Genomic DNA, 26,937 nt, shown 5'->3' with positions numbered 1-26,937 from the left:
CGGCCCCCGGCCCAGCGCACGCCGACGGCCGGGCGGGCCGGGCGGGGGGACAGGGGAGCCGTTCGAGGTCATAGCCCCCGCAGGCTACCGCTACCGTCCGCGCAGCCTGCGTACGAGGATGCTGGCGTCCCCGCGGGTCTCCAGGTCGGCGAGGACCACGGCGACCGCCTCGCGGACGATCCGGCCGCGGTCGACGGCCAGACCGTGCTCGCCGCGGAGCACGAGACGGGCATGCTCGAGGTCCATGAGCTCCTCGGCGGACACGTACACGGTGATCTTCTCGTCGTGCCGCTCACGGCCGCTGGGCCGGCGCGTGGCGGCCCGTCCGCGCTTGCGCGGGGCGGCCGCGGCACCGGACGCACCCACCGTCGCGGCAGAACCTTCCTGCGCCGTCTGACGCCGCCCGGCGCGCTCCCCGGCGGGAAGCGGCACGGACGCGGTCCGGCTGCGGGACTCGCCGGCCTCGACGGAGTCCGCGTCCGCCGCCACGTGCTCGGCGCCCTCCCCGTCACCGCCCTGCGCGGGCACCGACTGCGGTGCGTCCTCCAGCGCCGCCGCGTCGCCCTCCCCGGCCGGAGCGGGCACCCGGGCGTCGCCGTTGGCCTGGCGCCTGGGCGTGGACGGCTGGAGCGCCGTTCCCCCTGTCGTACGGAAGAGTTCGTCGGCCCCCGGCAGACTCACTCGGCGTGACACCGGGCGAGCACCTCCCTGGCGAGCTGGCGGTAGGCGGCGGCACCGACGGAGTTGGAGGCGTACGTGGTGATCGGCTCACCGGCGACCGTGGTCTCCGGGAAGCGGACCGTGCGCCCGATGACCGTGTGGTAGACGTGGTCGTCGAACGCCTCGACCACTCGCGCGAGCACCTCACGGCTGTGCACCGTGCGCGAGTCGTACATCGTGGCGAGGATCCCGTCGAGCTCCAGCTCCGGGTTGAGCCGCTCCTGCACCTTCTCGATGGTCTCGGTCAGCAGCGCCACCCCGCGCAGTGCGAAGAACTCGCACTCCAGCGGCACGATCACCTTGTGCGCGGCCGTCAGCGCGTTGACCGTGAGCAGGCCGAGCGAGGGCTGGCAGTCGATCACGATGTAGTCGTAGTCGGGCAGCAGCGGCTTCAGGGCGCGCGCGAGCGAGGACTCGCGGGCGACCTCGGAGACCAGCTGCACCTCGGCCGCCGACAGGTCGATGTTGCTGGGCAGCAGGTCCATGTTGGGGACCGCCGTCTTCAGCAGCACCTCGTCGGCCGACATGCCCCGCTCCATGAGCAGGTTGTAGACGGTGAGGTCGAGTTCCATCGGGTTGACGCCGAGTCCGACCGACAGCGCGCCCTGCGGGTCGAAGTCCACGAGGAGGACACGGCGTCCGTACTCCGCGAGCGCGGCCCCCAGGTTGATGGCCGACGTCGTCTTGCCGACGCCGCCCTTCTGGTTGCACATCGCGATGATCTTCGCGGGTCCGTGGTCGGTCAGCGGCCCCGGGATCGGGAAGTACGGCAGCGGGCGCCCGGTCGGGCCGATGCGCTCGCGGCGCTGCCGGGCCGCGTCGGGCGCGAGCGTGGCCGCGTACTCCGGGTCGGGCTCGTACTCCGCGTCGGGGTCGTAGAAGTGCCCCTCGGGCAGTTCGTCGTAGTCGGCGAAGTGGTTGTGGGGCGCGCCACTTCCGTCGCCGGCCATGGCGTTCACGTGATGGCCATCCATGCTCTGGTGTGCTGAGTGAGTCACCCCTGGGCTCTGGCGACTCTGGTGGGCTGCGAAGGTGCGCACAGCGACGGAGCCGACAGCCTCGAACCCCGCGGGACCCTGGCCCCGTGCAGGCGTTCCTGGTTGACCACCCCCGGGAGAAAATGTCGACTCATTCACAAGTCGTCTTACCTCCTTGGTGACCAGGAAACTTCTAGACAGGTCAGCGTGGCACCATGCCGACGGTTGGCGACTCTATGGCGTGTCGGCGGTCCGCAGCAACACAATCCGCCGGACCCGGCCCGATGTGTCGGCAATGAAACATCCCGCTGTCAAGGGCGTACGGCCGTCGCACGGTGGGTTTCACCGGTGTGCGAATCGGTGGAAGGGTTGCGTTCGAGGCGAGTTGCCCGAGCGGTGCGAAGTGACCATACACACATCCGGCCGGACCTTCTCGACAAGGTCCGGCCGGGTGCGCGGCGTTGACGACCCTTGTTGACGAATCGCCTTTTACCTACAGATGACTTGATCCCACCGGTCCGGTCACCGGTCAGCTCAGCAGCGAGGTGAGCTCCACGTGCTCCAGGCCGTGCGCCTCGGCGACCTCGCGGTAAACGACCTTGCCGTCATGGGTGTTGAGACCCTTGGCCAGCGCGGGGTCGCGGCGCAGCGCCTCGGCCCAGCCGTGGTCGGCCAGCTCGACGATGTAGGGCAGCGTGGCGTTGGTCAGCGCGTACGTCGAGGTGTTGGGCACCGCGCCGGGCATGTTGGCCACGCAGTAGAAGACCGAGTCGTGGACCTTGAAGGTCGGCTCGGCGTGGGTGGTCGGACGGGAGTCCTCGAAGCAGCCGCCCTGGTCGATCGCGATGTCGACAAGGACACTCCCCGGCTTCATCCGGGAGACCAGCTCGTTGGTGACCAGCTTCGGCGCCTTCGCGCCGGGGATCAGGACCGCGCCGATGACCAGGTCGGCCTCCAGGCACGCCTTCTCCAGCTCGAAGGCGTTGGACATCACGGTCTGGATCTTCGTACCGAAGATCCGGTCGGCCTCGCGGAGCTTGTTGATGTCCTTGTCGAGCAGGGTCACGTGGAAGCCCATGCCGATGGCGATCTGCGCGGCGTTCCAGCCGGAGACACCGCCGCCGATCACGACGGCCCGGCCGGCCAGCACGCCCGGGACACCGCCGGGGAGCACGCCGCGGCCGCCGTTGGCGCGCATCAGGTGGTAGGCGCCGACCTGCGGGGCCAGCCGGCCCGCGACCTCGGACATGGGGGCGAGCAGCGGCAGCGCCCGGTTGGGCAGCTCGACCGTCTCGTAGGCGATGGCGGTGGTGCCGGACTCCAGCAGGGCGTCCGTGCACTCCTTGGAGGCGGCCAGGTGCAGGTAGGTGAAGAGCGTCTGGTCCTTGCGCAGGCGGTGGTACTCCTCAGCGATGGGCTCCTTGACCTTCAGCAGCAGGTCGGCGCCGGCCCACACCTCGTCCGCCGTGTCCAGGATCTCGGCGCCGGCGGCAACGTACTCGTCGTCCGTGATCGACGAGCCGAGCCCGGCGCCGCGCTCGATGACCACCTGGTGGCCGTGCCGCACCAGCTCGTGCACACCGGCGGGGGTGATGGCCACCCGGAACTCGTTGTTCTTGACCTCGCGGGGAATGCCGACCTTCACGTCGATCACGGTCCTTGGCTCAGAGGGTATGGGGCTATTACTAGACATACCCGGGCACACGTGGGCACACCGGGAGAGACCGCAGGAGAACGTGCGGCAGAGCCAGTCTAATGAAGGTGTTCCCGCTGTCTAGCCTTTCATTGCATCAATCTTCAGCGGATGCACTACGGATTTCGCAGGCGTTAGCGTCCTGTTCCGGACCGGAGTCGTCCGCGGAGGCCCCCTCGGGCTCCTCGTCCAGCAGCCGCTCGGCCACGCCCCGGTGCAGGTGGGCCGCCACGGAGTCGCCGAGATGCCCGAGGATGTCGGCGATCCGCAGGTGCAGCGCGGCCTGCAGCCGGGTGTCCTCGGCCCGCCGCGCCCACTCGGCCGCCTCCCGGCAGGTGCGCAGCGACTCCTCAGGACGTCCGGCGTGCTCCTGGACCCGGGCCAGTTCGCTCAACGCCCGCGCCTGCGCGCCCGGATCGCCGATCTTGCGGTACCCGGCGAGGGCCGCCCGCCAGTTGCGTACGGCCTCGCCGTAGCGCCCGGCGCAGGTGTGGGCGGCGGCGATCCTGCCGTACAGCCGGGCGGCGTCCGCGCGCTCGTCCCGGGCGAGCCGCTCGACCAGGGCGCGGCCGAACCAGTCGGCGGCCCGGTCGTAGTCGCCGAGCTCCAGGTGGGCACCGCCTACGGATTCCATCGCGCGGCCGGTGGCGTAGGGGTCGTTCGCCTCGCGGCCGGCGTCCAGCGCGGCCCGGTAGCGCACCAGCGCCTCGGCGTTGCGGCCGGTGCGGGCGTCGAGGTCGCCGAGGTTGAGCAGGGCGGCGGCCTTCTCGCGGGGCAGGTTCCGCCGCTCGGCCACGTCGAGGACCAGGCAGTGGACGGTGTACAGGTCGGCCGCGGCGCCCTGGGTGCCGACGTGGGCGACCAGCGCGCGGACCAGCTGGGACATCAGGCGGCGGGCCAGGGTGTCGAGGCCCCCGTCGGCGACCGCGTGGCGCGCGGCGGCCAGCAGGGCGGGCCGGCGGATGCGCAGCCAGTCGGCGGCGGCCCGGGGGCTGGGGAAGCGCAGCGCCGGGGGCATGGACAGGAGCTTCTCGCGGGCCTTCGGGCTGTCGGTCTCGGTGATGGCCCGGCAGGACTGGAGCAGGCGCAGGGTCCGCTCCAGCATGCGGGCGCGGGCCAGCTGGAGCTCGGCGGGCTTGTCCTTGAGCACGGCCAGGCGGCGCAGCAGGGGGTGCAGGCAGCCGGGCACCTGGTACTCCGGAAGCGGCGACTCGACCGCGTGCAGGAAGCCCAGGGCGGCGAGGTCGTCCAGGGTGGTGCGGGCGCTGCTGACCGAGCAGCCGGTGAGCGCGGAGGCGATCTGCGGGTCGACCAGGCCGGCCGGGGCCAGGGAGAGCAGGCGCAGCATCCGGGCCGTGCCGGCGGGCAGGGAGGCGTAGGCGAGTCCGAATACGCGGTGCAGGGGGGTGCCTTCGGCGTCCTCGGCGCGCAGCTGTTTGGCCAGGTCGGAGACGGCCGCCTGGGGCCGGGCGGCGAGCCAGCCGCCCGCCAGCATCAGCGCCGCCGGCTGCCCCTGGCACACCTCGGCCAGGCTCTCGGCGGACCGGGGGTCGACCGTGATGCGGACCGAGCCGGTGTGCCGGGACAGCAGCTCCACCGCCGACTTGGTGTCCAGGCCGCCCAGGGTGCACGGGCGGACGTCCGCGATGCCGGTCAGCGGCCCTTGGGAGACGGCGACGACCAGGCAGTCCGGGTTGTCCGGCAGCAGGGCGTCGACCTGGTCGGCGTCGGCCGCGTCGTCGAGCAGCAGCAGGGCCCGGCGGCCGGCCAGGGCGCCGCGCAGCTCGGCGGTGAGATCGTCCTCGGCGGCTCCCGCCGGGGCGGTCACCTCGAGGGCGGCGAGCAGGTCCCGGGCGGTGCGCTCGACGGGGACGGGCGTGCCGTCGGGCTCGCTCAGGCGGGCGCGCAGCACCCCGTCCGGGTAGTGGTGGGCCACCTGCCGTGCGAGCTCCACGGCGAGGGCGGTGCGGCCGGAGCCGGGCCGGCCGGCGATGAGCAGCACACGCGCGCGGGGCGCCTTGCGGCCGGCGAGGGTGTCCAGGCCGGTGCGCTCGATGTCGGCGCGCAGCTCCTTCACCTCGCGTGTGCGGCCGAGGAACCGGTCCTCCCCGAGCTGTCCGAAGAGCTGCACGCCGCCTGTGTCCACCGCCTGATCCGTCACGGGCCACACTCCCGTCCCACCGCACACGCAAGCCCGCCGGGACTCCGGATCGGGCGTCCTCAGAGCCTAGTTCACGCTCTGCTACGTTCCGGGTGGAGCGCGGCGGACGGGTCCCTCGATCGGATCAGCAGATCGTCATACCGACCACGGGAACAGGGGCAGGTCAGGGGCGGATGCGGCCCCCACGCCGCGGTCAGGCCTCGAAGGGGCGTGCCGGCCAGGGCGCGTCGGCCGGCCGCAGGGCGTCCAGCCCGTCCCCGTCGCGGGCGGCGACGAGCGAGAGGACACCGACGACGAGGCAGTTGTTGTGCAGTTCCCCGGCCAGCACCCCGCGCACCAGTTCCGCGACCGGCACCCGGGCGATCTCCATGTCGGCCTCCTCCTCCTCGACCGCGAAGCGCTCGCCCTCGGCCTCCGACAGATCGCGGGCGAGGAAGATCCGTACGGCCTCGTCGCAGCCGCCGGGCGTGGTGTAGACGTCGGTCAGCACACGCCAGTCCTCGGCCTTGACGTGGGCCTCCTCGTACAGCTCGCGCTGGGCGGCGTGCAGCGGGTTCTCGCCGGGCACGTCGAGCAGGCCGGCCGGGATCTCCCACAGCTTGTGACGCACGGGGTGGCGGTACTGGCGCAGCACCAGGACCCGGTCGGCGTCGTCCAGGGCGAGCACGGCCACCGAGCCGGGGTGGACCTGGTAGTCGCGGGTGACGACCGTGCCGTCCGGCATGACCACGTCGTCCGTGCGGACGGAGGTCTTCTTGCCCGTGAAGGGGGTGTCCGTCCGGCGGATCTCCCACTCCTCGGGGGTGTCCTTGATGGTCATGCCCTGTCCCTCCACATGTGCGCCAGGAAAACCGAAGCCGGGGCGCTCACCTTTGAAGGTTCGCACCCCGGCCACCGTACAACTGGTGTGTTACTCGGAACGCTCCTGCGCGCCCTCGGCCCGCTGACGCTCGATGGCCGCCTTCACGAGCCCCGCGAACAGCGGGTGCGGACGCGTGGGCCGCGAGCGCAGCTCCGGGTGCGCCTGCGTCGCGACCAGGTACGGGTGGACGTCCCGCGGGTACTCCACGTACTCGACGAGTTTGCCGTCCGGCGAGGTGCCGGAGAACTGGATGCCCGCCTTCTTCTCCAGCTCCGCGCGGTAGGCGTTGTTCACCTCGTAGCGGTGCCGGTGCCGCTCCTCGACGTACTCCTTGCCGTCGTACACCTCGCGCACGATCGAGCCCTCGGCCAGCTTGGCCGGGTACATGCCCAGCCGCATCGTCCCGCCCATGTCGCCCTCGCCGGCGACGATGTCGAGCTGCTCGGCCATGGTGGAGATGACCGGGTGGGCGGTGGCCGGGTCGAACTCGGTGGAGTTGGCGTCCGGGATGCCGGCCAGGTTGCGGGCGGCCTCGATCACGATGCACTGCAGGCCCAGGCACAGGCCGAGCAGCGGGATCCTGTTCTCGCGGGCGTACTTGATCGCGCCGACCTTGCCGAGCACACCGCGGTCGCCGAAGCCGCCGGGGATGCAGATGCCGTCGACGTCGCCGAGCTGCTGGGCGGCGCCGGCCGGGGTCTTGCAGTCGTCGGAGGTGACCCACTTGATCTTCACGCGGGCCTTGTGGGCGAACCCGCCGGCGCGCAGGGCCTCGGTGACCGACAGGTAGGCGTCGGGCAGGTCGATGTACTTGCCGACCAGGGCGAGGGTGATCTCGTGCTCGGGGTTGTGGACGCGGTCGAGCAGGTCGTCCCAGGTCGTCCAGTCCACGTCGCGGAACGGCAGGTCCAGCTTGCGCACCACGTAGGCGTCCAGGCCCTCGGAGTGCACGACCTTCGGGATGTCGTAGATCGAGCGGGCGTCGGGGCAGGCCACGACGGCGGCCTCGTCGACGTCGCACATCAGCGAGATCTTCCGCTTGATCGCGGTGGGCACCTCGCGGTCGCAGCGCAGCACGATCGCGTCCGGCTGGATACCGATGTTGCGCAGCGCCGCCACCGAGTGCTGGGTCGGCTTGGTCTTGAGCTCTCCCGAGGGCCCGATGTACGGCAGGAGGGAGATGTGGACGACGAAGACGTTGTCGCGGCCGACCTCGTGCCGCACCTGGCGGACGGTCTCCAGGAAGGGCAGCGACTCGATGTCGCCGACCGTGCCGCCCACCTCGGTGATCACGACGTCGACCTCGTCCGTCGCCATGCGGCGGATGCGATGCTTGATCTCGTTGGTGATGTGCGGGATGACCTGCACGGTGTCGCCCAGGTACTCGCCGCGCCGCTCCTTGGCGATCACCGTCGAGTAGACCTGGCCTGTAGTGACATTGGCAGAGCCGTCCAAGTCACGGTCGAGGAAGCGCTCGTAGTGTCCGATGTCGAGATCGGTCTCCGCACCGTCGTTGGTGACGAACACCTCACCGTGCTGGAAGGGGTTCATCGTGCCAGGGTCGACGTTCAGGTACGGGTCGAGCTTCTGCATCACGACGCGCAGGCCGCGGGCCTTGAGCAGCATGCCGAGGCTGGAGGCGGTCAGCCCCTTGCCGAGCGAGGAGGCGACACCCCCGGTGACGAAGATGTGCTTGGTCGTCGTGGTGCTGTTTCGGAAAGCAGCGGGCGGCATGGCCAAGAGGGGGCTCCCGTGGTCGCGGTATGGAGGTGCGGTGCGGCTGTCCGGCCGGAGGTGTCCGGGGGTTGCCGTCGCTGCGGTTCGGGGGTCCCCTTCGGATTGGTTCCCTTCGGGGGGCGCCCACCGGTCCACGGGCTACCAGCGTATCAGCGCCGCGCGGGGATGGCTTCCGGCCACGCTCCGCGCACGGACCGACACGGATCCGCTCGCCCTCACCCGTCTCTCACCCGTTGCTCACTCGTTCGGCGGAGTTACCTTGCCCAGAGCGGCACACAGATCATCTACGTGCGTCGTATCCTGCTCGGACACTCGCTGCCGAGCCCGCCGGAGACACGGCACCACCCCCGACCGTTCACACCGGAACAACGTGAGCTCGTCAGTTCGTTGAGCAACAATTGGCGTTTTGCGTCACGGCAGAGCGGCTGTTTTGCTTCATCGCTCAACGACGCATTACAAGAACCCCTTGACCGCACTAGCGACAGCCCCCTCGTGGGGTGACGTGGCCGTTCGACTGGAGTTGCACGTGGCCGGGCGCATCGAAGACTACGCACTCATCGGAGACATGCAGACCGCTGCCCTGGTCTGCCGGGACGGGACGGTCGACTGGCTGTGCCTGCCCCGCTTCGACTCGCACGCCATCTTCGCCGGCCTGCTGGGCAACGAGGAGCACGGCTTCTGGCGGCTCGGCCCCGCGTACGCCTCCGACCAGCAGCCGCCCGTCGCGGCCCGGCGCAGCTACCGCGGCGACTCGCTGATCCTGGAGTCCGAGTGGGACACCCAGCGCGGCACGGTCCGGGTGATCGACTTCATGCCGCCGCGGGACGGCGCCCCGCAGCTGGTCCGCATCGTGGAGGGCGTCTCGGGCCGTGTCCCGATGCGCTCGGCGCTGCGGATGCGGTTCTCCTACGGCCGGATCGTGCCGTGGGTGCACAAGCACGAGGGGCGCACGGTGGCGGTCGCCGGCCCCGACTCCGTGTGGTTCGACACACACGCCGAGACCTATGGCAAGTCGCTGACCACGTACGCGGACTTCACGGTCGCTCCCGGTGACCGGATCGCCTTCACGATCTCCTGGCAGCCCTCGCACAAGGAGCCGCCGGCGCTGCCCGAGCCGGAGCAGTCGCTGGAGGCGACCGAGGAGTTCTGGCGCGAGTGGGTCGAGCACTGTACGTACCACGGCCCCTACCGCGAGGCCGTGATCCGCTCCCTGATCACGCTCAAGGCCCTGACGTACGCCCCCACCGGCGGCATCGTGGCGGCCCCCACCACCTCCCTGCCCGAGGACATCGGCGGCGTGCGCAACTGGGACTACCGCTACACCTGGCTGCGCGACGCCGCGATCACCCTGTCGTCGCTGCTGCGCACCGGCTACCGCGAGGAGGCCCGCGCCTGGCGCGAGTGGCTGCTGCGCGCGGTGGCCGGCGACCCGGAGAACCTGCAGATCATGTACGGCATCGCCGGCGAGCGCGAGCTCGGCGAGGCGGAGCTGGACTGGCTGCCGGGTTACGAGAACTCCGCCCCCGTCCGGGTCGGCAACGGCGCCGCCCACCAGCTCCAGCTGGACGTCTACGGCGAGGTCACCGAGGCCCTGCACCTGGCCCACATGACGGGTCTGGCGCGCAGCGACTACGCCTCGCTGCTCCAGCTGAAGCTGATCCGCTACCTCGAGGACCACTGGCAGGAGCCGGACGAGGGCATCTGGGAGGTGCGCGGCCCGCGCCGCCACTTCGTGCACTCCAAGGTGATGGCCTGGGTCGCGGTCGACCGCACCATCAAGCTGATCGAGTCCGGCGACGTGGACGGCCCGCTGGAGCGCTGGAAGGAGCTGCGCGACGAGATCCACCGGGACGTGTGCGAGAAGGGTTACGACAAGGAGCGCAACACCTTCACGCAGTCCTACGGCTCCAAGGAGCTGGACGCGTCGCTGCTGCTGATCCCGCAGATGGGCTTCCTGCCCCCCGACGACAAGCGCGTCATCGGCACCATCGAGGCGATCCAGCGGGAGCTGTCCACCCCGGACGGCTTCATCCTGCGCTACCCGACCCACGGCGACAACGCGGGCGTCGACGGTCTGCCCGGTGACGAGGGCGCCTTCCTGGCCTGCTCGTTCTGGATGGCCGACGACCTGGCGATGATCGGCCGCGTCGACGAGGCCCGCGCGCTGTTCGAGAAGCTGCTGTCGCTGCGCAACGACCTGGGCCTGCTGGCGGAGGAGTGGGACCCCCGCCTGCAGCGCCAGGTCGGCAACTTCCCGCAGGCCTTCAGCCACGTGCCGCTGATCGACACGGCCCTGCGGCTGACGGCGTCCGGCGCGTACGGCGGCTAGGCCAGGAGGGGCCGGAGCGCGGTGAGGGTGCGCTCCCCCGCCGGATCGCCCGCTGTCGCGGGGACCAGGGCGATCTCGTCGAGGCCCGCCTCGGCGTAGGCGTAGACCCGGGCCCGCACGGTGCCGGGGTCGCCGACCAGGCCGACCAGCTCGGCGGCCTCGGGCGGCAGGGCCCGCAGCAGGGCGCCGGGGCCGGCGCCGGCGCGGGCCAGCTCGACGGCTTCACCCAGGCCGGCCGCGGCGAACATCTCGCGGTAACCCGGCACGGTCAGGTAGCCGGCGACGCTGCGCAGGATCTGCGTACGGGCCTCCGGCCCGGGGTCGACGGCGGCGGGCAGCCAGGCGGCCAGCTGGGGCGGCGTACGGCCGATGCGGGAGGCGGCGTCGCGGAGCTTCGTCCGCAGGGTGCGCACCTGCTCCGGGGTGACCAGGTCGAGCAGCATGCGGTCGGCGTGCGCGGCGGCCGTGGCGATGGCGCGGTCGCCGAACGCGGCCACGGTGAGCGGCCCGCCGGGCGGCGCCAGACGGCGGCGGAAGGTGCTGCCGGGCACGACGGGTTCCCCCGGCACGCCGTGCAGCAGGCCGCGTACGGCCGCCGCCGTCTCCTCCAGCACGGCGGCGGGCCGCACCCGCGGGCGGCCGTGCACGCCCTCGACGACCCGCTTGCTGGACGTTCCCAGGGCCACGCCCGCCGGGCGGCCGGTGACGGCCGCGACCGAGGCGGCGCCCCGGGCCAGGGTGTACGGGTCACGCACCGACACCGGCACCGGCCCGGCCGTCAGGGCCACCCGCTCGGTGGCCCGTCCGATCGCCGCGGCCAGCACGAACGCGTCCCAGGTCGGGCCCTCGCCGGCCCACACCTCCCGGTAGCCGAGCCGGTCGGCCGCCACGGCCACCCGCAGCGGCTCCTCGACCGGACTGTCGTCTTCCCTCGCCACCGCGACCACGCTGAACTCCATGGCCGCGCCCCTACCCGGCCGTTCACGCCCTATTCCGCCCGCACGGGCCGTCTCGTACGACGGCGCCGTCCCGGGTAGCGTCCGGCCCATGGACAGCGGCAGGGACAGCGCGGTGGGCAGGGACGGCGCGTTCGACACGCACGGCGCCGGGATCACCGTGCAGCGGGCGCTGGAGCTGCCCGGGCTGCGCGGCGGGCTGCCCGAGGTGCTGGCGGGCGCCGACCGGCTGGGGCGCACGGTGCGCTGGGTGCACGCGGGTGAGGTGCCGCACATCGCCTCACTGCTCAAGGGCGGCGAGCTGCTGCTGACCACCGGCTACGGGCTGGGCTCGCGCCCCGCCGAGCAGCGGGCGTTCGTCCGTACGCTGGCCGAGCGAGGCATTGCGGCTCTGGTGGTGGAGCTCGGCCCGCGCTTCACGCGTCTGCCCGCCGCCCTGGTGGACACGGCCCGCGCGGCCGGTCTGCCGCTGGTCCAGCTGCACCGTGAGGTGCCGTTCGTGACGGTGACGGAGGAGATCCACACCGAGATCGTCAACGGCCACTACGCGCTGCTGCAGCGCGCCGAGGAGGTGCACCGCCGCTGCACCGAGGCTTTGCTGGGCGGCGGCGGGGTGCCGCAGGTCCTCGCCGTCCTGGCCGAGTTCGGCGGCAATCCGGTGTTCCTGGAGACCGCGGACGGACGGCTGCTGTACGCCGCCGGGGCCGGACCCGAGGGCACCGACCCGCTGCAGGTGTGGGAGGGCCTGCGCGGTCAGCACAGGGACGAGCCGCCGCCCGCGGGCTCGCTGCTGGTCGACGTCCCCGGCGGCGGTCCCGGCACCTCGGGTGTGCGCGCCCGTCTGGTGCTGCTGCCCGTGCGGACCTCCCTGGCCCCGGTGCACCGGATGGCGGCCGAGCGGGCGGCGGGCCTGCTGGCCGTGGTGCTGATGCAGGCCCGCCAGGAGGAGGAGCTGGCGGCACGGGGGCGCGGTGACTTCCTCACCGACCTCGCCGAGGGCCGGGTCACCGCGGAGGACGCCCCCGCGCACGCACGCGTGCTGGGCTTCAGACCGGGGGACAGCCCGCTGCTGCCGGTGGTGATGCGGCTCGGCGACGCCCTCGCCCCGGACGGGGGCTGGGCGGTGCTGGCCCGTGCGGTCGGGGAGGAGCTGGCCGCGGTGGGAGTGCCGGTGCTGCTGGGCGTACGGCCGGTGGAGGGCCGGGTGCCCTTGCTGGTCGCGCTGCGCGCGGAGGCGGAGCGGCCGGCGGTGGCGGACCGGGTCGCGGCGGCGCTGCGGGCCGGGGCGGAACGGGCCGGGATGCTGCGGCCGGGCGCGCCGGCGCCGGTGGTGGTCGTCGGGGTGGCCGGCGGCTGGGCGGCGGCCTCGGCGGGCCTGCGGCACGCGGCGGAGACGGCGACCGCCGCCCAGGGGCTGCCCGACCGGCCGTGGTACGACGCGCGCCGCCTGGACATCGACCTGCTGCTGTGGCGGCTGCGCGGCCATCCGGACCTGGCGGCCTTCGTGGACCGTGCGATCGGCCCGCTGCGGGACCACGACCGCCGCTCCCGCCCGCCGCTGCTGCCCACCCTGGAGACCTACCTGGCCCACGCGGGCCGCAAGGCGGAGACGGCCCGCGAACTGCACCTGAACCGGCAGACCCTGTACAACCGGCTCGCACGCATCGGGGAGTTGCTGGGCACGGACCTCGACGACCCGCAGACGGTGCTGGCGCTGAACCTGGCGCTGCGCGCCCGGCGCCATGTGAGCTAGTCAGAGCAGCGGCTGCGGCTGCGTCAACTCGTCGTAGATGCTGAGCACCTGGGCGACGGTCTCGTCCTCGGTCGGCCAGGTGGCCGCCTGCCGCACGCCCCTGTCCTGCAGCAGCCGGCGGCGTTCGGGGTCGCCGAGCAGCCGCACGACGGTCTCCGCCAGCGCGTTCGCGTCCCCGTACGGGAGGAGTTCGGCCGCGTCACCGACGAGTTCGGGGATGCCGCCGACGGCGGTCGCGACGAGTGGCACGCGCGCGTGGAGGGCCTCCTGCGCGAGCACCGAGCGCGCCTCCCAGCGGCTGGGCAGCAGCGCCAGGTCGGCGGCGGCGAGCAGGTCGGGCACGTCGTCGCGCCGGCCGATGAGCCGGACCGGCAGCCCCTCGTCCTCGATCCGCCACTGGAGTCCGGCGCGCAGCGGCCCCTCCCCGGCGATCACCACCAGCGGCAGCGGGTCGAGGTGGCGCCACGCGCGCGCGGCGTTCAGCAGGACGTCGTACCCCCGGTGGGCCTCAAGTGAGCCGACCGCGATCAGCAACGGCCGCCCGATGGCGCCGAGTTCGGCCCGTACCTTCGAGCGCAGCCCGTCCGGGTCGTCGGGCTCGACGGGCCGCCGGGGACCCGGCAGGGCGACGGCGGCGAGCCGCGCGTCCCGGGCACCGGTCAGGCGCGCCCGGTCCACCAGCGCGGACGTCGTCCCGAGCACCACGGTGGCCGCCTTCACCACCCGCCGCTCCAACAGCCGCAGCAACTGGGCGCGCGCCCCCTCGGCGTGGGCCCGGTCGTGCCAGGTCACGACCAGCGGGGTGCGCACCCGCCGCCCGCTGAGCGCGAGCACGGTACGGAAGGAGGCGTGCAGCCCGTGCGCGTGTACCAGGTCGGCATGCGCGCAGGCCGCGCGCAGGGCCGCCACCGACACCGGGTCGCTGCTGCGCGGCACGTGCACGTGGTCGGCGCCGGCGCCGGTGAAGTCGTAGGCGCGGTCGGCCTCCACGGGGGCGCACACCGTGACCTTCACGCCCCGCGCGACGAGCCCCGCGGCCAGGGAGCGCACGTGGGCGCTGCTGGTGGCGTTGCCTCCGCCCAGCACCTGCACGGTGCGCAGCGGCGACTGGCCGTGCAGTGAGGGGCTGCTCACGGGGGTCACGTGGCCGGGGCTCCTGGTTCGGTCGAGCGGTCACGACGAAAGTACAGAAGGATCGGACGGCGGGGGCGCAGCGCGCGGTTTTCTTCCCGTACACCGCCAAGGATGCCAGCTCGTACGGGGGTTCCGGGACGGGCGGGGACCGCCGCCTCGGGACTGCCACGGCAACGAGACGGCCAGCGTCACCCACACGAGTGACGCCACTGTCCCGTTGCCCGGACCGCCCCGCTCACCTGTCGCCGTACATCGCCGCCGTCACCAGTGCGGCCAGGTGCGCCACCAGCCCGGCGCGCCCGGCACCGGCGACGCCGGCCGCGCCCCTCGCGTGTGCTCCCGTGTCGCCGATCATGGCCCGCTCGCCCAGGTCGTCGGCAGCACGGCCGCGGCGGCTCCGAGCGCGGCGGCGGACAGCTGCCCTGCGGCCCGGCCGGGCAGCAGCCCCGGCGCCCCGAGCGCGAGCACCGCCGCGGCGGCCCGGCCGGACCGTACGTCGAGGAGGTTCACGAAGTGCGCGGCCCCGGCGATCACGACCCCGGCGAGCACCTGGTCGACCGGCCGTTCCCTCACAGCGCCCCGGCGACGAGCCCGGCCGCGGAGATCCCGAACAGCTTCACGGCCCCGCTGGTGACCTCACCGTCGCGCAGTGCGGCCAGATGCGCCAGGAACCCGCGCCGCTCGTCACCGGCGACATCGCCCCAGGCGCCGCACACCCGGCCGCCAGGACGGCGAAGGCGGGGGCGGGCCGCCCCCGTCCCGCCCCGGCCGCCGCGGCCAGCGCCGCCGCCGGCCCCGCGTACAACTCGACGGTCCGCCCGGCGTAGTTCTTCCGCTCCCGGCCACCCGGCGCCGCAGCCCGCAGGGCACCGGTACCGGGTCCGCTACACGTCCGCCCGAGCCGTCGCCAGCAGCTCCTCCGCGTGCGCCCGGGCCGTCTCGGAGTCCTCCTGCCCGGCGAGCATCCGGGACAGCTCCCGGATCCGCTCCTCCCCTTCGAGCACCTTCACACCGGACCGGGTCACCGACCCGTCATCGGTCTTCTCGACCAGCAGCTGCCGGTCCGCGAAGGCGGCCACCTGCGGCAGGTGCGTCACCACCACGACCTGCGCGGTCTTGGCCAGCCGCGCCAGCCGCCGCCCGATCTCGACCGCGGCCTTGCCGCCGACACCCGCGTCGACCTCGTCGAAGAGGTACGTCGGCACGGGGTCCGTGCCCGCGAAGACCACTTCCACGGCGAGCATCACGCGCGACAGCTCACCACCGGAGGCGCCCTTGGCGATGGGCCGGGGCGGCGCCCCGGGGTGCGGGGCGAGCAGCAGCTCGACCTCGTCGGCACCGGACGGCCCGTACGCCACCGTCCGCCCATGGACCTCGACGCCGTCGGGGTCCTCGCTCTGCCGGATGTCGAAGGACACGCGTGCGTGCGGCATGGCGAGCGAGGCCAGCTCGGCGGTCACGGCGGCGGCGAACCGCTCGGCGGCCTCCGTCCGGGCATCCGTCAGGGCCTGCGCCAGACCGCCCAGTTCGGCGCGCAGCGCGTCCCGCTCGGCGGTCAGCTCCGCGATCCGCTCGTCGTCGCCGTCGAGTTCGGTCAGCCGCTGCGCGCCGCGCTCGGCCCACGCCAGCACGGCGGCGATGTCCTCGCCGTACTTCCGCGTCAGCCCGTTGAGCGCGGCCCGCCGCTCCTCGACGGCGGCCAGCCGCAGCGGGTCGGCGTCCAGGTCGTCGGCGTACCCGGCCAGCTCCCCCGCCACGTCCCGCAGCAGGATCCCGACCTCCCCGATCCGGTCGGCGAGCGCGGCCAGCGCCGGATCGTGCGACCGTACGGCCTCCAGCGCCCGTGCCGCACCCGCGACGAGCGTGCCCGCGTCGACGCCCTCGGGGTCCTCCGGGTCGCCCGCCAGAGCGCGGTGCGCGGCGTTCGCGGCGGACGCCAGCGCCTCGGCGTGCCCGAGCCGCTCGGCCTCCTCGGCCAGCTCCACGTCCTCACCCGCGCGCGGTGCGACGGCGGCGATCTCGTCGAGGCCGTAGCGCAGCATGTCGGCCTCCTGGGCCCGCTCACGCGCGCGCGTGGTGATCTCCTCCAGTTCGGCGGAGACGGCCCGCAGCCGCTTGTACGCCTCGCTGTACTTGGCGAGCGGCACGGCGACGGCGTCGCCCGCGTACCGGTCGAGCGCCTGCCGCTGCCGGGACAGCTTCAGCAGCCCCTGCTGGTCGGTCTGCCCGTGCACGGCCACCAGCTCGTCGGCGAGCTCCGCGAGCAGCCCCACGGGCACGCTGCGCCCGCCCAGGTGAGCCCGCGATCGTCCCTCGGCGGAAACGGTACGGCTGACCAGCAGCGCCCCGTCGTCGAGCTCGGCCCCGGCCTCCTCGGCACGGACGGCGGCCGCCGCGCCCGCGGGGACGGTGATCCGCCCCTCCACGACCGCCTTCTCGGCTCCGATCCGCACGAGCGCCGGGTCCGCGCGCCCGCCCAGCAGCAGTCCGAGGCTGGTGACCACCATGGTCTTGCCCGCGCCCGTCTCACCGGTGACAGCGGTGAATCCGGGCGACAGCTCGACGACAGCGTCGTCGATCACACCAAGCGACCGTATCCGCATCTCCTCCAACACGGACAAGACCTTACGAGGTCGAAGCCCGGGAGTGCGACCGGCCCGCCTTTGTCACCCACGTGAGTGGCTGCCCGCATGGGTGCGGGGCGCTGCGCGACCGGCTAGTGCGGCGCCCCCCGCCACCCGGAGACCGGCAAGGCGAACTTGGCCACGAGCCGGTCGGTGAACGACGCGTGATGCAGCCGCGCGAGCAGCACCGGCACGGCCCCCCGCCGCACCTCCACCCGCGCCCCCGGCGGCAACTCCACGGTCCGCCGCCCGTCACACCACAGCACCCCCGGCGAGACATGCGGCAGGACCTCCACCGCGAGCACGGAGTCCGGCGAGGTCACCAACGGCTTGGCGAACAGCGCGTGCGCGGAGATCGGCACCATCAGCAGCGCCTCCACCTCCGGCCACACCACGGGCCCGCCCGCGGAGAACGCGTACGCCGTCGACCCGGTGGGCGTCGCGCACACGATCCCGTCGCAGCCGAACCCGGTCACCGGCCGCCCGTCGATCTCCAGGACCACCTCCAGGAGCTTCTCGACGGACCCCTTCTGCACGGCGGCCTCGTTGAGCGCCCAGTCGGTGTGCACGATCTCGCCGTTGCGGTGCACGACCACGTCGATGGTCATGCGCTCCTCGACCTCGTACGCCCTGCTCACGACCCGGTCGACGACCTTCTCCAGGTCGTCGCGCTCGGCTTCGGCGAGGAACCCGACCCGCCCGAGGTTGACGCCGAGCATCGGCACACCGGACGCCCGGGCGAACTCCGCGCCCCGCAGCAGCGTGCCGTCACCGCCGAGCACGATCAGCAGCTCACAGCCGTCCAGGCACTGCGGCGTGGCTTCCTTGACCAGGTCGACCTCGTCCGGCAGCGGAAGGTCCCGCGCCTCGGCCTCCAGGCCACGCACGCCGATCCCGGACCGCAGCAGCCCCTTGACGAGGAGCTCGGCGCTGCGCACGGCCGCGGGCCGGCCGGTGTGGGCGAGCAGGAAAACAGTACGAGCTCGGTTCTCGGTCAACGCGGCCCCTCCGCCACTGCTCGGTCGATGTCGGCCGGGTCCGGTTGCGGGGCCCCGGCGCGCAGCCACAGAAAGTACTCGACATTGCCCGAGGGCCCGGGCAGCGGACTGGCCGTCACGCCCTTCGCCCCGAGCCCCAGCTGCCAGGCCTTGTCGGCCACCCCCCGCACGGCCTCCGCCCGCAGTTGCGGACTGCGTACGACTCCCCCGCTGCCCAGCCGCTCCTTGCCCACCTCGAACTGCGGCTTGACCATCATCACCAGGTCGGCGTCCGGCTTCACACACCGCACCAGGGCCGGCAGCACCAGCCCCAGCGGGATGAAGGACAGATCCCCCACGACAAGATCCACAGGCTCCCCACCGATCACGTCGAGCGTCAACTCGCGTACGTTCGTACGGTCCTTGACGGTGACGCGTTCATCGTTGCGCAGAGACCAGGCGAGTTGTCCGTATCCGACGTCCACGGCGACGACGTGCGCGGCTCCGGAGCGCAGCAGTACGTCGGTGAAGCCGCCGGTGGAGGCGCCGGCGTCCAGGGCCCGCCGGCCCTCGACGACCAGCCCCTGCGGCACGAAGACCTCAAGGGCACCGGCGAGCTTGTGTCCGCCCCGGGAGACGTAGTCGGGGTCGCTGTCGTCCTGGGCGACGACGATCGCGGCCGCGGTCTCGACCTGTGTGGCGGGCTTGGTCGCGACGGTCCTGCCGACGGTGACCCGCCCGGCGGCGATCAGCTGGCTGGCGTGCTCCCGCGAGCGCGCGAGCTTGCGGCGGACCAGCTCCGCGTCGAGACGGCGGCGTGCGACTCCTGCCACGGTGGGTTCAGCTCCTGTTCCCGTAGGCCGATGGGGGCGCCGGAGGTCCCGGGCGGGCGTCGAGCGCGGTGAGCGCGTCGCGCAGCCCCCGGTGTACATCCTCGTACACCTCCACGTGCCCGTCGGTGGCGAGGTGGTCGGCGTCACCGAGCCGCTGAAGGGCCGCGTCCACGTCGGCGTTGCCGGTGGGCGTGCGGGGCACGTGCAGCGGGGCGGGGGCGGCGGGGTCGTACGCGGGCCCGGGCGCCGCCGTCTCCTCAGGGGTCTGCGTCTGCGGAACCGACTCGTCCATGCCCAGACGCTACCTCGAACAGGCGGTGTACCGTCGATCGCGATGGCCACGATCGATGAGTGCCGTGCCGCACTCGAGAAGCTTTCGGACAGCATGCAGAACACCGAAGGGGATGTCCGCGAGGCGGCGGCCCTGGACCGCTCGGTGAGCTGCCACATCACGGACCTCGACGTCACCTTCACCGGCCGCCTCCAGGACGGCCGGATCGTGGTGCACGACACCCTCGACGGTCCGCCGCGCGAGAAGGCCGAGATCAGACTGGCCATGACCGGCGACGACCTGGTGGCGCTGGTCGACGGCGAGCTGAACTTCGCGAAGGCCTGGGGCTCGGGCCGGGTGAGGCTGGAGGCGGGCCTGCGGGACCTGTTCCGCCTCAGGAAGCTTCTGTAGCGACGGCCCGTGCCCGCGCCCTGCGCGCCGCCGGCACCACCAGGGGCGTGCCCGTCTCCGGGTCGTCGATCACCTGGCAGCGCAGCCCGAACACCTCCTCGACCAGCTCCGCGGTGACGATGTCGCCCGGCGCGCCCTCGGCGATGACCCTGCCGGACTTCAAGGCGATGAGGTGGGTGGCGTACCGCGCGGCGTGGTTCAGGTCGTGCAGGACGGCGACGAGCGTGCGCCCCTGCTCCTCGTGCAGCTCGGCGCACAGGTCCAGCACGTCGATCTGGTGCTGGATGTCCAGGAACGTGGTCGGCTCGTCGAGCAGCAGCAGCGGGGTCTGCTGGGCCAGCGCCATGGCGATCCACACGCGCTGCCGCTGACCGCCGGAGAGTTCGTCGACGTACCGGTCGGCGAGCTCGGCGACCCCGGTCTGCCGCATCGACTCCTGGACCACCCGCTCGTCCTCGGCGGACCACTGGCGCAGGATGCCCTGGTGCGGGTAGCGGCCCCGGCCGACCAGGTCGGCGACGGTGATGCCGTCGGGCGCGATGGACGACTGGGGCAGCAGGCCCAGCGTCCGGGCGACCTTCTTGGCGGGCATCGACTGGATGACCTGCCCGTCGAGCAGCACCCGGCCCTGGCTGGGCTTGAGCATCCGCGACAGCGCCCGCAGGAGCGTGGACTTGCCGCACGCGTTGGGGCCGACGATGACGGTGAAGGAGTGGTCGGGTATCTCCACCGACAGCTGCTCGGCGATGACGCGCTGGTCGTAGGCGAGGGTGACGTCCTGGGCGGACAGACGGTTCACGGTGCTCCTTTTGTTCTGCGGCCCGTCGGTGTTCGGCCCGCCGGCGGCCCTGCTGCTGTCGGGCCTGCTGTTCCCGGCCGTGCTGCTCCCGGGCCTGCTGTTCCCGGCCGTGGTGCTCCCGACGCTCCGGCCGCTCATATCCGGCCCGCCCTGCGCTCGGTGACCAGCAGCCACAGCAGATACACACCGCCGAGCACACCGGTGACCACGCCGACGGGCAACTGCTCGGCGCCGAAGAGCCGCTGCGAGGCCCAGTCGGCGGTCACCAGCAGGGCGGCGCCCATGCACAGGGAGGCCAGCAGGTTCGGGCCGGGCGAGCGGGTCAGCCGCCGGGCGAGCTGCGGCGCGGTGAGCGCGACGAAGCTGACGGGCCCGGCCGCGGCGGTGGCGGAGGCGGTGAGCAGTACGGCGGCCACCATCAGCAACGCCCGTACGCGCTCGACGCGCACGCCGAGGGCGTACGAGACGTCGTCGCCCATCTCCAGCATCCGCAGCCCCCGCGCGTTGGCGAGGACCAGCGGCACGAGCACGGCGAACAGCGCGAGCAGCGGCCAGACCTGGGCCCAGTCACGGCCGTCGAGGGACCCGGTCATCCACACCACCGCGCGGGCCGCGTCCACGATGTCGGACTTGGTGAGCAGGTAGCCGTTGACGGCGGTGACGATCGCCGAGACACCGATACCGACCAGAACCAGTCGATACCCGTGCACACCCTGCTTCCAGGCGAGCAGATAGATGGCGAGCCCGGTCGCCAGGCCGCCCACGAGTGCTCCGAGGGCCACCTGGTTCGCGGACCCGGAGAACAGCACGATCACCACCAGGGCCCCGGCGGTCGCCCCCTGCCCGAGGCCGAGCACGTCCGGACTGCCCAGCGGATTGCGGGAGATGGACTGGAACAGCGCGCCGCCCAACCCCAGCGAGGCCCCGACCAGCAGCCCGACCAGCACCCGCGGCAGGCGCAGCTCGTTGACGATGAACTCCTGCCCCGCGGTGCCGTTCCCCACGAGCGTCCTGAGCACATCGGCGGTCGGGATCGGGAAGTCACCGGTGCCGATCAGCACCACGCTCGCCGCGAGCGCCGCGACCAGCAGCAGCACGACCACGATCAGGGCACGGACGTCCACAAGGACGGACAGCCCGCCCGGGGTCCGCACGGCACGGTTGGCCCGTGTGGTCTTCACCGCGGTCCTCACAGCTGCGCCGTCCTCCGCCGTCGTACGAGAAAGATGAACACCGGGCCGCCGAGGACCGCGGTGACGATGCCGACCTGCAGCTCGGAGGGCCGGGCCACGATCCGGCCGATGACGTCGGCGCCGAGCAGCAGCACCGGCGACAGGATCGCCGCGTACGGCAGGATCCAGCGCAGGTCGGGCCCGGTGAAGGAGCGCACCACGTGCGGCACCATCAGCCCCACGAACACGATCGGCCCGCAGGCGGCGGTCGCGGCCCCGCACAGCACGGTCGCGGCCAGCATCGACAGCGCCCGCGTCCGGTTGAGGTCGGCGCCGAGCGCCCTGGCGGTGTCGTCGCCCATGGCCATGGCGTTGAGCGGCCGGGCGAGGCCGAGGGCGAGGAGCATGCCGGCCGCGAAGAACGGCAGCACCTGGGTGATGGCCGAGTCGTCCGCCGCCGACAGCGAACCGACCGTCCAGAACCGCATCTTGCCGAGCGCGGCCTCGTCCATGATCATCACGGCCTGGAGGTAGCCGTACAGCGCGGCGCTGATCGCGGTGCCGGCCAGTGCCAGCCGCACCGGCGTCGCTCCCCTGCTGCCGCCCAGGAACCACACCAGCGCCCCCACCGCCGCGGCGCCGAAGAACGCGAACCACACGTAGCCGCTCAGCGAGGTGACGCCGAGGTACGTGATGGCCGTGACGACCGCGGCGGACGCGCCCGCGTTGATGCCGAGCAGACCGGGGTCGGCCAGCGGGTTGCGGGTGAGCGCCTGGAGCACCGCACCGGACAGGCCGAGCGCGGCGCCGGCCAGCAACCCGAGAACGGTCCGCGACAGCCGCTCCGCCACGACCACGTCCCCGTAAGTGCCCGAGTCGTCGAACAAGCCGTGCCAGACCTGCGCCAGGGACAGCTCTTTGGCGCCGACGGCGATGCTCGCCAGCGCGACGGCCACCAGGAGCGCGACGGCGACGAGCAGGCCGACGGCACGTATCGCCCGGCGGTTCGGGGGCGCGGGGGCGGTCTCCGCGCGCTGTTCGGGAGGACTGTCGACCAACACGCAGTTAGGTTAGCCTACCCTGCCAAGCGATCTCGATGCCGAGCCCGGCAACCTCCCGCTGCCCGAGGGCGTCCCGGACGACCCCTCACAGCCCCAACCGCGCCAGCGCCTTCCCTCCGTCCAGCTCGCACACCCCGTCACCGGCCGCCGTCCAGGCCGCCGCACACAGCGCCCGCAGCCCGTCCAGGGCCTCACCCTCTCCCTCAAGCTCCAGCCGCTCCGCCCCGGCCGTCGCCGTCCAGCCCCCGCAACAAAAGCCCCGGCCGTCCGCCTCGGCGACCTCCGGCTGCCCGGCGAGCAGCCCCCGCAGGTCGGCGTCGACATACGTCGGCCGGTGCTGCGGCGGAGCCGCGAGGAGCTGCGCCCCGTCGGTCACCCCGGTCAGCACCAGCAGCGAGTCCACGTCCCCGTTGAACGCCCCCTCGATGTCGGTGTCCAGCCGGTCCCCCACCACGAGCGGCCGCCGGGCGCCCGTCCGCAGGATGGTCTCCCGGTGCATCGGGGGCAACGGCTTGCCCGCGACCTGCGGTTCGGCTCCCGTGGCGATCCGTACGACCTCCACGGCCGCCCCGTTGCCCGGCGCGATCCCGCGCCCGCTCGGAATCGTCAGATCGGTGTTGGACGCGAACCACGGCACCCCGCGCGCGACGGCGTAACTGGCCTCCGCGAAACGCCCCCACGGCAACTCCGGACCGCCGTACCCCTGCACGACCGCCGCCGGATCGTCGTCGGCCGACTCGACGGGCACCAGCCCGCGCTCGCGCAGCGCGACCCGCAACCCCTCCCCGCCGACCACCAGCACCCGGGAGCCCTCCGGCACCTGCTCGCTGATCAGCCGGGCGACCGCCTGCGCCGAGGTGATGACATCACCGGCGTCCGCCGGTACACCCAGCTCGGTCAGATGCGCGGCCACGGCGTCCGGAGTCCGCAGCGCGTTGTTGGTGACGTACGCGAGGTGCATCCCGCCGGCACGCGCCCGATCCAGCGACTCGACCGCGTGCTCGATGGCGTTCCCGCCCGCGTACACCACCCCGTCCAGGTCGAGCAGCGCCGTGTCGTACGCCTCGCTCAGGGCCCGCCCACTGCCCTCGGGCCTCGTCCTGACGCTCCGGCTCATTCCGCATCGCTCCTTGGTACGGCTCACTTTCCCCCGATCATCCCCCATGCCACCGGCACCCGTACGATGCCGGGATGAACACAGCAGGTCACTCGGAAGCAACGCCGCGCCGAGGCCTCGAACTCACCCCGTTCCGAGGCCTTCGTTACGACCCCGACCGGGTCGGCAGCCTGGCCGCCGTGACATCCCCGCCCTACGACGTCGTGGTCCGCCCCGACGGCCTGCACCACCTCCAGTCCGCCGACCCGTACAACATCGTCCGCCTGATCCTGCCCCAGGCCGACACCCCCGGCGCCCGCAACGCCCAGGCCGCCGACACCCTGCGCCGCTGGCTGTCCGAGGGCGTCCTGACCGCCGACCCCGAGCCGGGCCTGTACGTCTACGAGCAGCGCGACGGCGGCGGCATGCTGCAACGCGGCGTCATAGGCGCCCTGCGAGTGACGGACCCCGCCGAGCAGGTGGTGCTGCCGCACGAGGACGTGATGCCGCACATCGTCGCCGACCGCGCGGCCCTGATGCGCGCCACCTCGGCGAACCTCGAACCCCTCCTGCTGACGTACCGCGGCGACGGCTCGGCGACCGCCACGGCCGACCTGGTGGAGCGCACGGCGGCCACCCCTCCCCTGCTGTCGACGACGACCGAGGACGGCTTCAGCCACCGCCTGTGGTCGCTCACCGACCCCGACGACCTGGCGACGATCCGCGCCGACCTCGCCCGGCACCAGGCCCTCATCGCCGACGGCCACCACCGCTGGGCCACCTACCGCCGGCTGCGCGCCGAACACCCCTCCCCCAGCCCCTGGGACTACGGCCTGGTCCTCCTCGTCGACACGGCCCGCTACCCCCTGCGTGTCCGCGCCATCCACCGCCTCCTGCACGGCCTGCCGGTGGCGGAGGCCCTCGCCGCCCTGGACGGCCGGTTCCGCGTACGGCGTCTCGACGTCGCCCTGCCCGACGCCCTGGAGGTCCTGGCGGACGCGGCCTGCGCGGGCAACGCCTTCCTGCTCGCCGGCGACGGCGCCTTCCACCTGGTCGACCGCCCGGACCCGGACCTGCTGGCCCGGACGGTCCCGCTCGACCGCCCCGTCGCCTGGCGCACCCTGGACGCGACGGTGCTGCACGCCACGCTCCTCGCCCACGTCTGGCGCGTCCCGGAGGACGACCCGGCCCGCATCGCCTACATCCACGACCCGGCCGCCACGGTCAGCAAGGCGGAACGCGACGGCGGTACGGCCGTGCTGCTGCATCCCGTCCGCGAGGAGGTCGTCCGGGACCTGGCCCGGCAGGGCGTGAGCATGCCCCGCAAGTCGACGTCGTTCGGCCCGAAACCGGCGTCCGGCCTCGTATTGCGCGCACTGGACCTGTGACGCCGAAGGGGCGGGACCACCGGCCCCGCCCCTTCGTCTCTTCGTTCCCTTACGTCAGTCCTTGTCGCCGTCCTCCGGGGAGGCCGCGTCACCGTCGTCCTGGCTCTCGTCCAGGGCGTCCGTGAACTCCACCCCGTCCAGCTCGGCGAGCCGGTCCGAGGCGTCGGTGCTGCCGTCCCGGTCGGCCTCCACGGCCTTCGCGAACCACTCCCGCGCCTCGCCGTCCCGCCCGGCGGCGAGCAGCGCGTCGGCGTACGCGTACCGCAGGCGTGCGGTCCACGGCTGCACGGAGCTGGACGCCAGCTCGGGGCTCTGCAGCGTCACGATGGCCGCGTCCAGCTGCCCCATGTCACGCCGGGCGCCGGCCGCGACGAGCCGCATCTCGACCTGCCCGGCCTTGTCCAGCTTGTGCACCTCGGGCGCACCGGCCATGTCCAGCGCCTTCTCCGGCCGCCCGAGCCCACGCTCGCAGTCGGCCATCACCGGCCACAGGTCCACGGTCCCGGTCATCCGCCGCGCGGCCCGGAACTCGGCGAGCGCCTCACCGTACTTCTGGTTCGCGTACGCCGCGAACCCGGCGGCCTCCCGTACGGCGGCGACCCGCGACGCCAGCCGCAGCGCCACCTTGGAGTAGCCGTAGGCGGCCTCGGGGTCCTCGTCGATGAGCCGCGCGACCATCACCAGGTTCTTGGCGACATCCTCCGCGAGCGTCTTGGGCAGACTCTGCAGCTCCTGCCGTACGTCCTTGTCGATCTCGTCGCCCGTGACGTCCTCCGGGATGGGCAGCCGCTTGATCGGCTCCCTGTCCCGCTCCCGCTCCTCACGGAACCGGCCGCCGCCGTGCCGGTCGTCACGGCCCCGGAACCCCCCGGGCCGGCCACCGCGCTCGTCCCGGCGGGGCCCGCGGCCACGGTCGTCCCGCCCGCGGTCATCACGCCCGCGGAACCCGCCCCGCTCGCCCCTGCTGTCGTCCCGCCGGAAGCCGCCGCGGTCCGGACGCTGGTCGTCCCGGGTGCGGAAACCGCCGCGCTCACCGCGGTCGTCCTCGCGCCGGAAGCCGCCGCGGTCGCCGCGGTGGTCACGGCTGTCCCCGCGACGGTCGTCGCGGCCCCGGAAACCACCCCGGTCGTCCCGCCGGAAGCCACGGTCCCGCTCGTCCCGACGCTCGTCACGCCGGTCGTCACGCCTGTCGTCCCGACGGTCGTCACCGCGGCGGTCGTCCCGCCGGAAACCGCCACGCGGTCCGCGGTCGTCCCCTCGCCGGTCATCACGCCGACCGTATCCACCACCGCGGCTGTCCTGGCGCTGGAAGCCACCGCGGTCGTCGCCCCGCCGCTCCCCACGATCGTCACGGCGGTCATCGCGACGGTCGTCACGGCGGTCGTCGCGGCGGTCGTCGCGGCGGAAGGAGGGACGGTCACCGCGGTCATCCCGCCGGAAGCCACGGTCCCGGTCGTCACGGCGCGGACCCCGGTCACGGTCGTCCCGCCGGCCGTACCCGCCCCGCTCACCACGGTTGTCCTCGCGGTCGCGGCGGAAACCACCGCGCTCCCCACGCTCGTCACCACGGCGGTCGTCACGCCTGTCATCACGCCTGTCATCACGCCTGTCGTCGCGCCGGAAACCACCGCGGTCGCCTTCGCGACGGCCGTAGCCACCACGGTCGCTGTCGCGACGGTCGTTGTCCCGGCGGAAGCCGCCACGGTCCCCGCGCTGACCACCGCGGTCGCCGCGATCACCACTGTCCCGTCGCCGCTGGTCGCGCTCCGGTCGGTCGTCGGGAGAGTTGGTGGACATGGTGACTCCTGTCTTCGGTACCGCAAGCATTGTAAAAAGAAAAGGACCCCTGATCCCAGCTGTACGCTGGTGACCAGGGGTCCCTCCAAAGATTGTTCGGCGGCGTCCTACTCTCCCACAGGGTCCCCCCTGCAGTACCATCGGCGCTGTAAGGCTTAGCTTCCGGGTTCGGAATGTAACCGGGCG

General features: G+C 73.2%; 21 protein-coding genes, 1 rRNA gene and 1 pseudogene. 4 read left to right on the top strand and 19 right to left on the bottom strand.

The window, feature by feature from the left end:
- Positions 1-90 precede the first annotated feature (90 nt).
- From AB0K80_RS24210 to AB0K80_RS24185, 6 genes are all read right to left on the bottom strand, one after another.
- Entirely contained in the window at positions 91-693 is a 603-nt protein-coding gene (locus AB0K80_RS24210; RefSeq protein WP_365672936.1) for a hypothetical protein, read from the bottom strand.
- Complete coding sequence (locus AB0K80_RS24205) at positions 678-1,856, bottom strand: ParA family protein (RefSeq protein ID WP_365672934.1); 1,179 nt, start codon at positions 1,854-1,856, stop codon at positions 678-680. The genes AB0K80_RS24210 and AB0K80_RS24205 overlap by 16 nt, the downstream gene beginning before the upstream one ends.
- 370 nt (positions 1,857-2,226) lie before the next feature.
- Positions 2,227-3,351, bottom strand: a complete 1,125-nt coding sequence (ald, locus tag AB0K80_RS24200; RefSeq protein WP_365672932.1) for an alanine dehydrogenase — start codon at positions 3,349-3,351, stop codon at positions 2,227-2,229.
- Between the two features lie 136 nt (positions 3,352-3,487).
- Positions 3,488-5,551, bottom strand: a complete 2,064-nt coding sequence (locus AB0K80_RS24195) for a tetratricopeptide repeat protein (RefSeq protein ID WP_365672930.1) — start codon at positions 5,549-5,551, stop codon at positions 3,488-3,490.
- 193 nt (positions 5,552-5,744) lie between these two features.
- A complete protein-coding gene (locus tag AB0K80_RS24190; protein WP_365672928.1) occupies positions 5,745-6,371 on the bottom strand; it encodes an NUDIX hydrolase in 627 nt (208 codons plus the stop codon).
- A 90-nt stretch (positions 6,372-6,461) separates the two neighbouring features.
- Positions 6,462-8,147 carry a CTP synthase gene (locus AB0K80_RS24185; RefSeq protein ID WP_365672927.1) on the bottom strand — a complete coding sequence of 562 codons (1,686 nt, stop codon included), beginning with the start codon at positions 8,145-8,147 and terminating at the stop codon, positions 6,462-6,464.
- Between the two features lie 529 nt (positions 8,148-8,676).
- On the opposite strand from AB0K80_RS24185, the gene AB0K80_RS24180 reads away from it, so the two are divergent.
- The gene (locus tag AB0K80_RS24180; protein ID WP_365673205.1) at positions 8,677-10,479 is read left to right on the top strand and encodes a glycoside hydrolase family 15 protein; all 1,803 of its coding nucleotides are present in this window, start codon (positions 8,677-8,679) and stop codon (positions 10,477-10,479) included.
- On the opposite strand, the gene AB0K80_RS24175 is transcribed toward AB0K80_RS24180, so the two are convergent.
- On the bottom strand, positions 10,476-11,438 hold the full coding sequence (locus AB0K80_RS24175; RefSeq protein WP_365672925.1) for an LLM class F420-dependent oxidoreductase: 963 nt from the start codon (positions 11,436-11,438) through the stop codon (positions 10,476-10,478). The genes AB0K80_RS24180 and AB0K80_RS24175 overlap by 4 nt on opposite strands.
- An 88-nt stretch (positions 11,439-11,526) precedes the next feature.
- Between AB0K80_RS24175 and AB0K80_RS24170 the strand changes: the two genes are divergently transcribed.
- The gene (locus AB0K80_RS24170; RefSeq protein WP_365672923.1) at positions 11,527-13,188 is read left to right on the top strand and encodes a PucR family transcriptional regulator; all 1,662 of its coding nucleotides are present in this window, start codon (positions 11,527-11,529) and stop codon (positions 13,186-13,188) included.
- On the opposite strand, the gene AB0K80_RS24165 is transcribed toward AB0K80_RS24170, so the two are convergent.
- The 6 genes and pseudogenes from AB0K80_RS24165 to AB0K80_RS24140 all read right to left on the bottom strand — a co-directional run bounded on the left by AB0K80_RS24165 (position 13,189) and on the right by AB0K80_RS24140 (position 19,048).
- Positions 13,189-14,331, bottom strand: coding sequence for a glycosyltransferase family 4 protein (locus AB0K80_RS24165; RefSeq protein ID WP_365672922.1), 1,143 nt, complete (start codon positions 14,329-14,331; stop codon positions 13,189-13,191).
- 226 nt (positions 14,332-14,557) lie between these two features.
- Positions 14,558-15,187: pseudogene (locus AB0K80_RS24160) on the bottom strand (hypothetical protein).
- Between the two features lie 19 nt (positions 15,188-15,206).
- Complete coding sequence (gene recN / locus AB0K80_RS24155) at positions 15,207-16,925, bottom strand: DNA repair protein RecN (protein ID WP_365673203.1); 1,719 nt, start codon at positions 16,923-16,925, stop codon at positions 15,207-15,209.
- Between the two features lie 113 nt (positions 16,926-17,038).
- Positions 17,039-17,944 (bottom strand): NAD kinase, encoded by a 906-nt coding sequence (locus AB0K80_RS24150; protein WP_365672920.1) that lies wholly within the window; start codon positions 17,942-17,944, stop codon positions 17,039-17,041.
- Entirely contained in the window at positions 17,941-18,756 is an 816-nt protein-coding gene (locus tag AB0K80_RS24145) for a TlyA family RNA methyltransferase (RefSeq protein ID WP_365672918.1), read from the bottom strand. Before AB0K80_RS24145 ends, AB0K80_RS24150 begins: the two co-directional genes overlap by 4 nt.
- Before the next feature lie 7 nt (positions 18,757-18,763).
- Entirely contained in the window at positions 18,764-19,048 is a 285-nt protein-coding gene (locus tag AB0K80_RS24140) for a hypothetical protein (RefSeq protein ID WP_365672916.1), read from the bottom strand.
- 42 nt (positions 19,049-19,090) lie between these two features.
- On the opposite strand from AB0K80_RS24140, the gene AB0K80_RS24135 reads away from it, so the two are divergent.
- Complete coding sequence (locus tag AB0K80_RS24135; RefSeq protein ID WP_365672914.1) at positions 19,091-19,438, top strand: SCP2 sterol-binding domain-containing protein; 348 nt, start codon at positions 19,091-19,093, stop codon at positions 19,436-19,438.
- Here the strand turns inward: AB0K80_RS24135 and AB0K80_RS24130 are convergent.
- The 4 genes from AB0K80_RS24130 to AB0K80_RS24115 form a co-directional block, all read right to left on the bottom strand.
- On the bottom strand, positions 19,422-20,375 hold the full coding sequence (locus tag AB0K80_RS24130) for an ABC transporter ATP-binding protein (RefSeq protein ID WP_365672911.1): 954 nt from the start codon (positions 20,373-20,375) through the stop codon (positions 19,422-19,424). The two genes, AB0K80_RS24135 and AB0K80_RS24130, sit on opposite strands and share 17 nt — an antisense overlap.
- Entirely contained in the window at positions 20,372-21,418 is a 1,047-nt protein-coding gene (locus AB0K80_RS24125) for an iron chelate uptake ABC transporter family permease subunit (RefSeq protein ID WP_365672908.1), read from the bottom strand. The genes AB0K80_RS24130 and AB0K80_RS24125 overlap by 4 nt, the downstream gene beginning before the upstream one ends.
- A gap of 8 nt (positions 21,419-21,426) precedes the next feature.
- Complete coding sequence (locus AB0K80_RS24120) at positions 21,427-22,470, bottom strand: iron chelate uptake ABC transporter family permease subunit (protein WP_365672906.1); 1,044 nt, start codon at positions 22,468-22,470, stop codon at positions 21,427-21,429.
- An 85-nt stretch (positions 22,471-22,555) separates the two neighbouring features.
- Positions 22,556-23,587 carry an HAD hydrolase-like protein gene (locus AB0K80_RS24115; RefSeq protein ID WP_365672904.1) on the bottom strand — a complete coding sequence of 344 codons (1,032 nt, stop codon included), beginning with the start codon at positions 23,585-23,587 and terminating at the stop codon, positions 22,556-22,558.
- Positions 23,588-23,661: 74 nt separating this feature from the next.
- On the opposite strand from AB0K80_RS24115, the gene AB0K80_RS24110 reads away from it, so the two are divergent.
- The gene (locus AB0K80_RS24110) at positions 23,662-24,954 is read left to right on the top strand and encodes a DUF1015 domain-containing protein (protein WP_365672902.1); all 1,293 of its coding nucleotides are present in this window, start codon (positions 23,662-23,664) and stop codon (positions 24,952-24,954) included.
- Between the two features lie 54 nt (positions 24,955-25,008).
- Here AB0K80_RS24110 and AB0K80_RS24105 read toward each other — a convergent pair whose 3' ends face one another.
- Both AB0K80_RS24105 and rrf read right to left on the bottom strand, forming a co-directional pair.
- Entirely contained in the window at positions 25,009-25,740 is a 732-nt protein-coding gene (locus AB0K80_RS24105; RefSeq protein WP_365673201.1) for a hypothetical protein, read from the bottom strand.
- Positions 25,741-26,845: 1,105 nt separating this feature from the next.
- Positions 26,846-26,937, bottom strand: a 5S ribosomal RNA gene (rrf, locus tag AB0K80_RS24100); the annotation flags it as partial.

The organism is Streptomyces sp. NPDC052682, from assembly GCF_040678435.1.
Lineage (GTDB): Bacteria > Actinomycetota > Actinomycetes > Streptomycetales > Streptomycetaceae > Streptomyces.
The sequence above is the reverse complement of the archived record's forward strand: the minus strand, read 5'-3'. Positions and strand labels throughout refer to the sequence as shown.

What these genes read in the sequence shown, in the direction of transcription:
- AB0K80_RS24190 (WP_365672928.1), bottom strand. Translation starts at nt 6,371, where the DNA reads ATGACCATCAAGGACACCCCCGAGGAGTGGGAGATCCGCCGGACGGAC.
- AB0K80_RS24185 (WP_365672927.1), bottom strand. Translation starts at nt 8,147, where the DNA reads ATGCCGCCCGCTGCTTTCCGAAACAGCACCACGACGACCAAGCACATC.
- AB0K80_RS24175 (WP_365672925.1), bottom strand. Translation starts at nt 11,438, where the DNA reads ATGGAGTTCAGCGTGGTCGCGGTGGCGAGGGAAGACGACAGTCCGGTC.
- AB0K80_RS24170 (WP_365672923.1), top strand. Translation starts at nt 11,527, where the DNA reads ATGGACAGCGGCAGGGACAGCGCGGTGGGCAGGGACGGCGCGTTCGAC.
- recN (WP_365673203.1), bottom strand. Translation starts at nt 16,925, where the DNA reads ATGCGGATACGGTCGCTTGGTGTGATCGACGACGCTGTCGTCGAGCTG.
- AB0K80_RS24140 (WP_365672916.1), bottom strand. Translation starts at nt 19,048, where the DNA reads ATGGACGAGTCGGTTCCGCAGACGCAGACCCCTGAGGAGACGGCGGCG.
- AB0K80_RS24135 (WP_365672914.1), top strand. Translation starts at nt 19,091, where the DNA reads ATGGCCACGATCGATGAGTGCCGTGCCGCACTCGAGAAGCTTTCGGAC.
- AB0K80_RS24130 (WP_365672911.1), bottom strand. Translation starts at nt 20,375, where the DNA reads ATGAGCGGCCGGAGCGTCGGGAGCACCACGGCCGGGAACAGCAGGCCC.
- AB0K80_RS24115 (WP_365672904.1), bottom strand. Translation starts at nt 23,587, where the DNA reads ATGAGCCGGAGCGTCAGGACGAGGCCCGAGGGCAGTGGGCGGGCCCTG.
- AB0K80_RS24110 (WP_365672902.1), top strand. Translation starts at nt 23,662, where the DNA reads ATGAACACAGCAGGTCACTCGGAAGCAACGCCGCGCCGAGGCCTCGAA.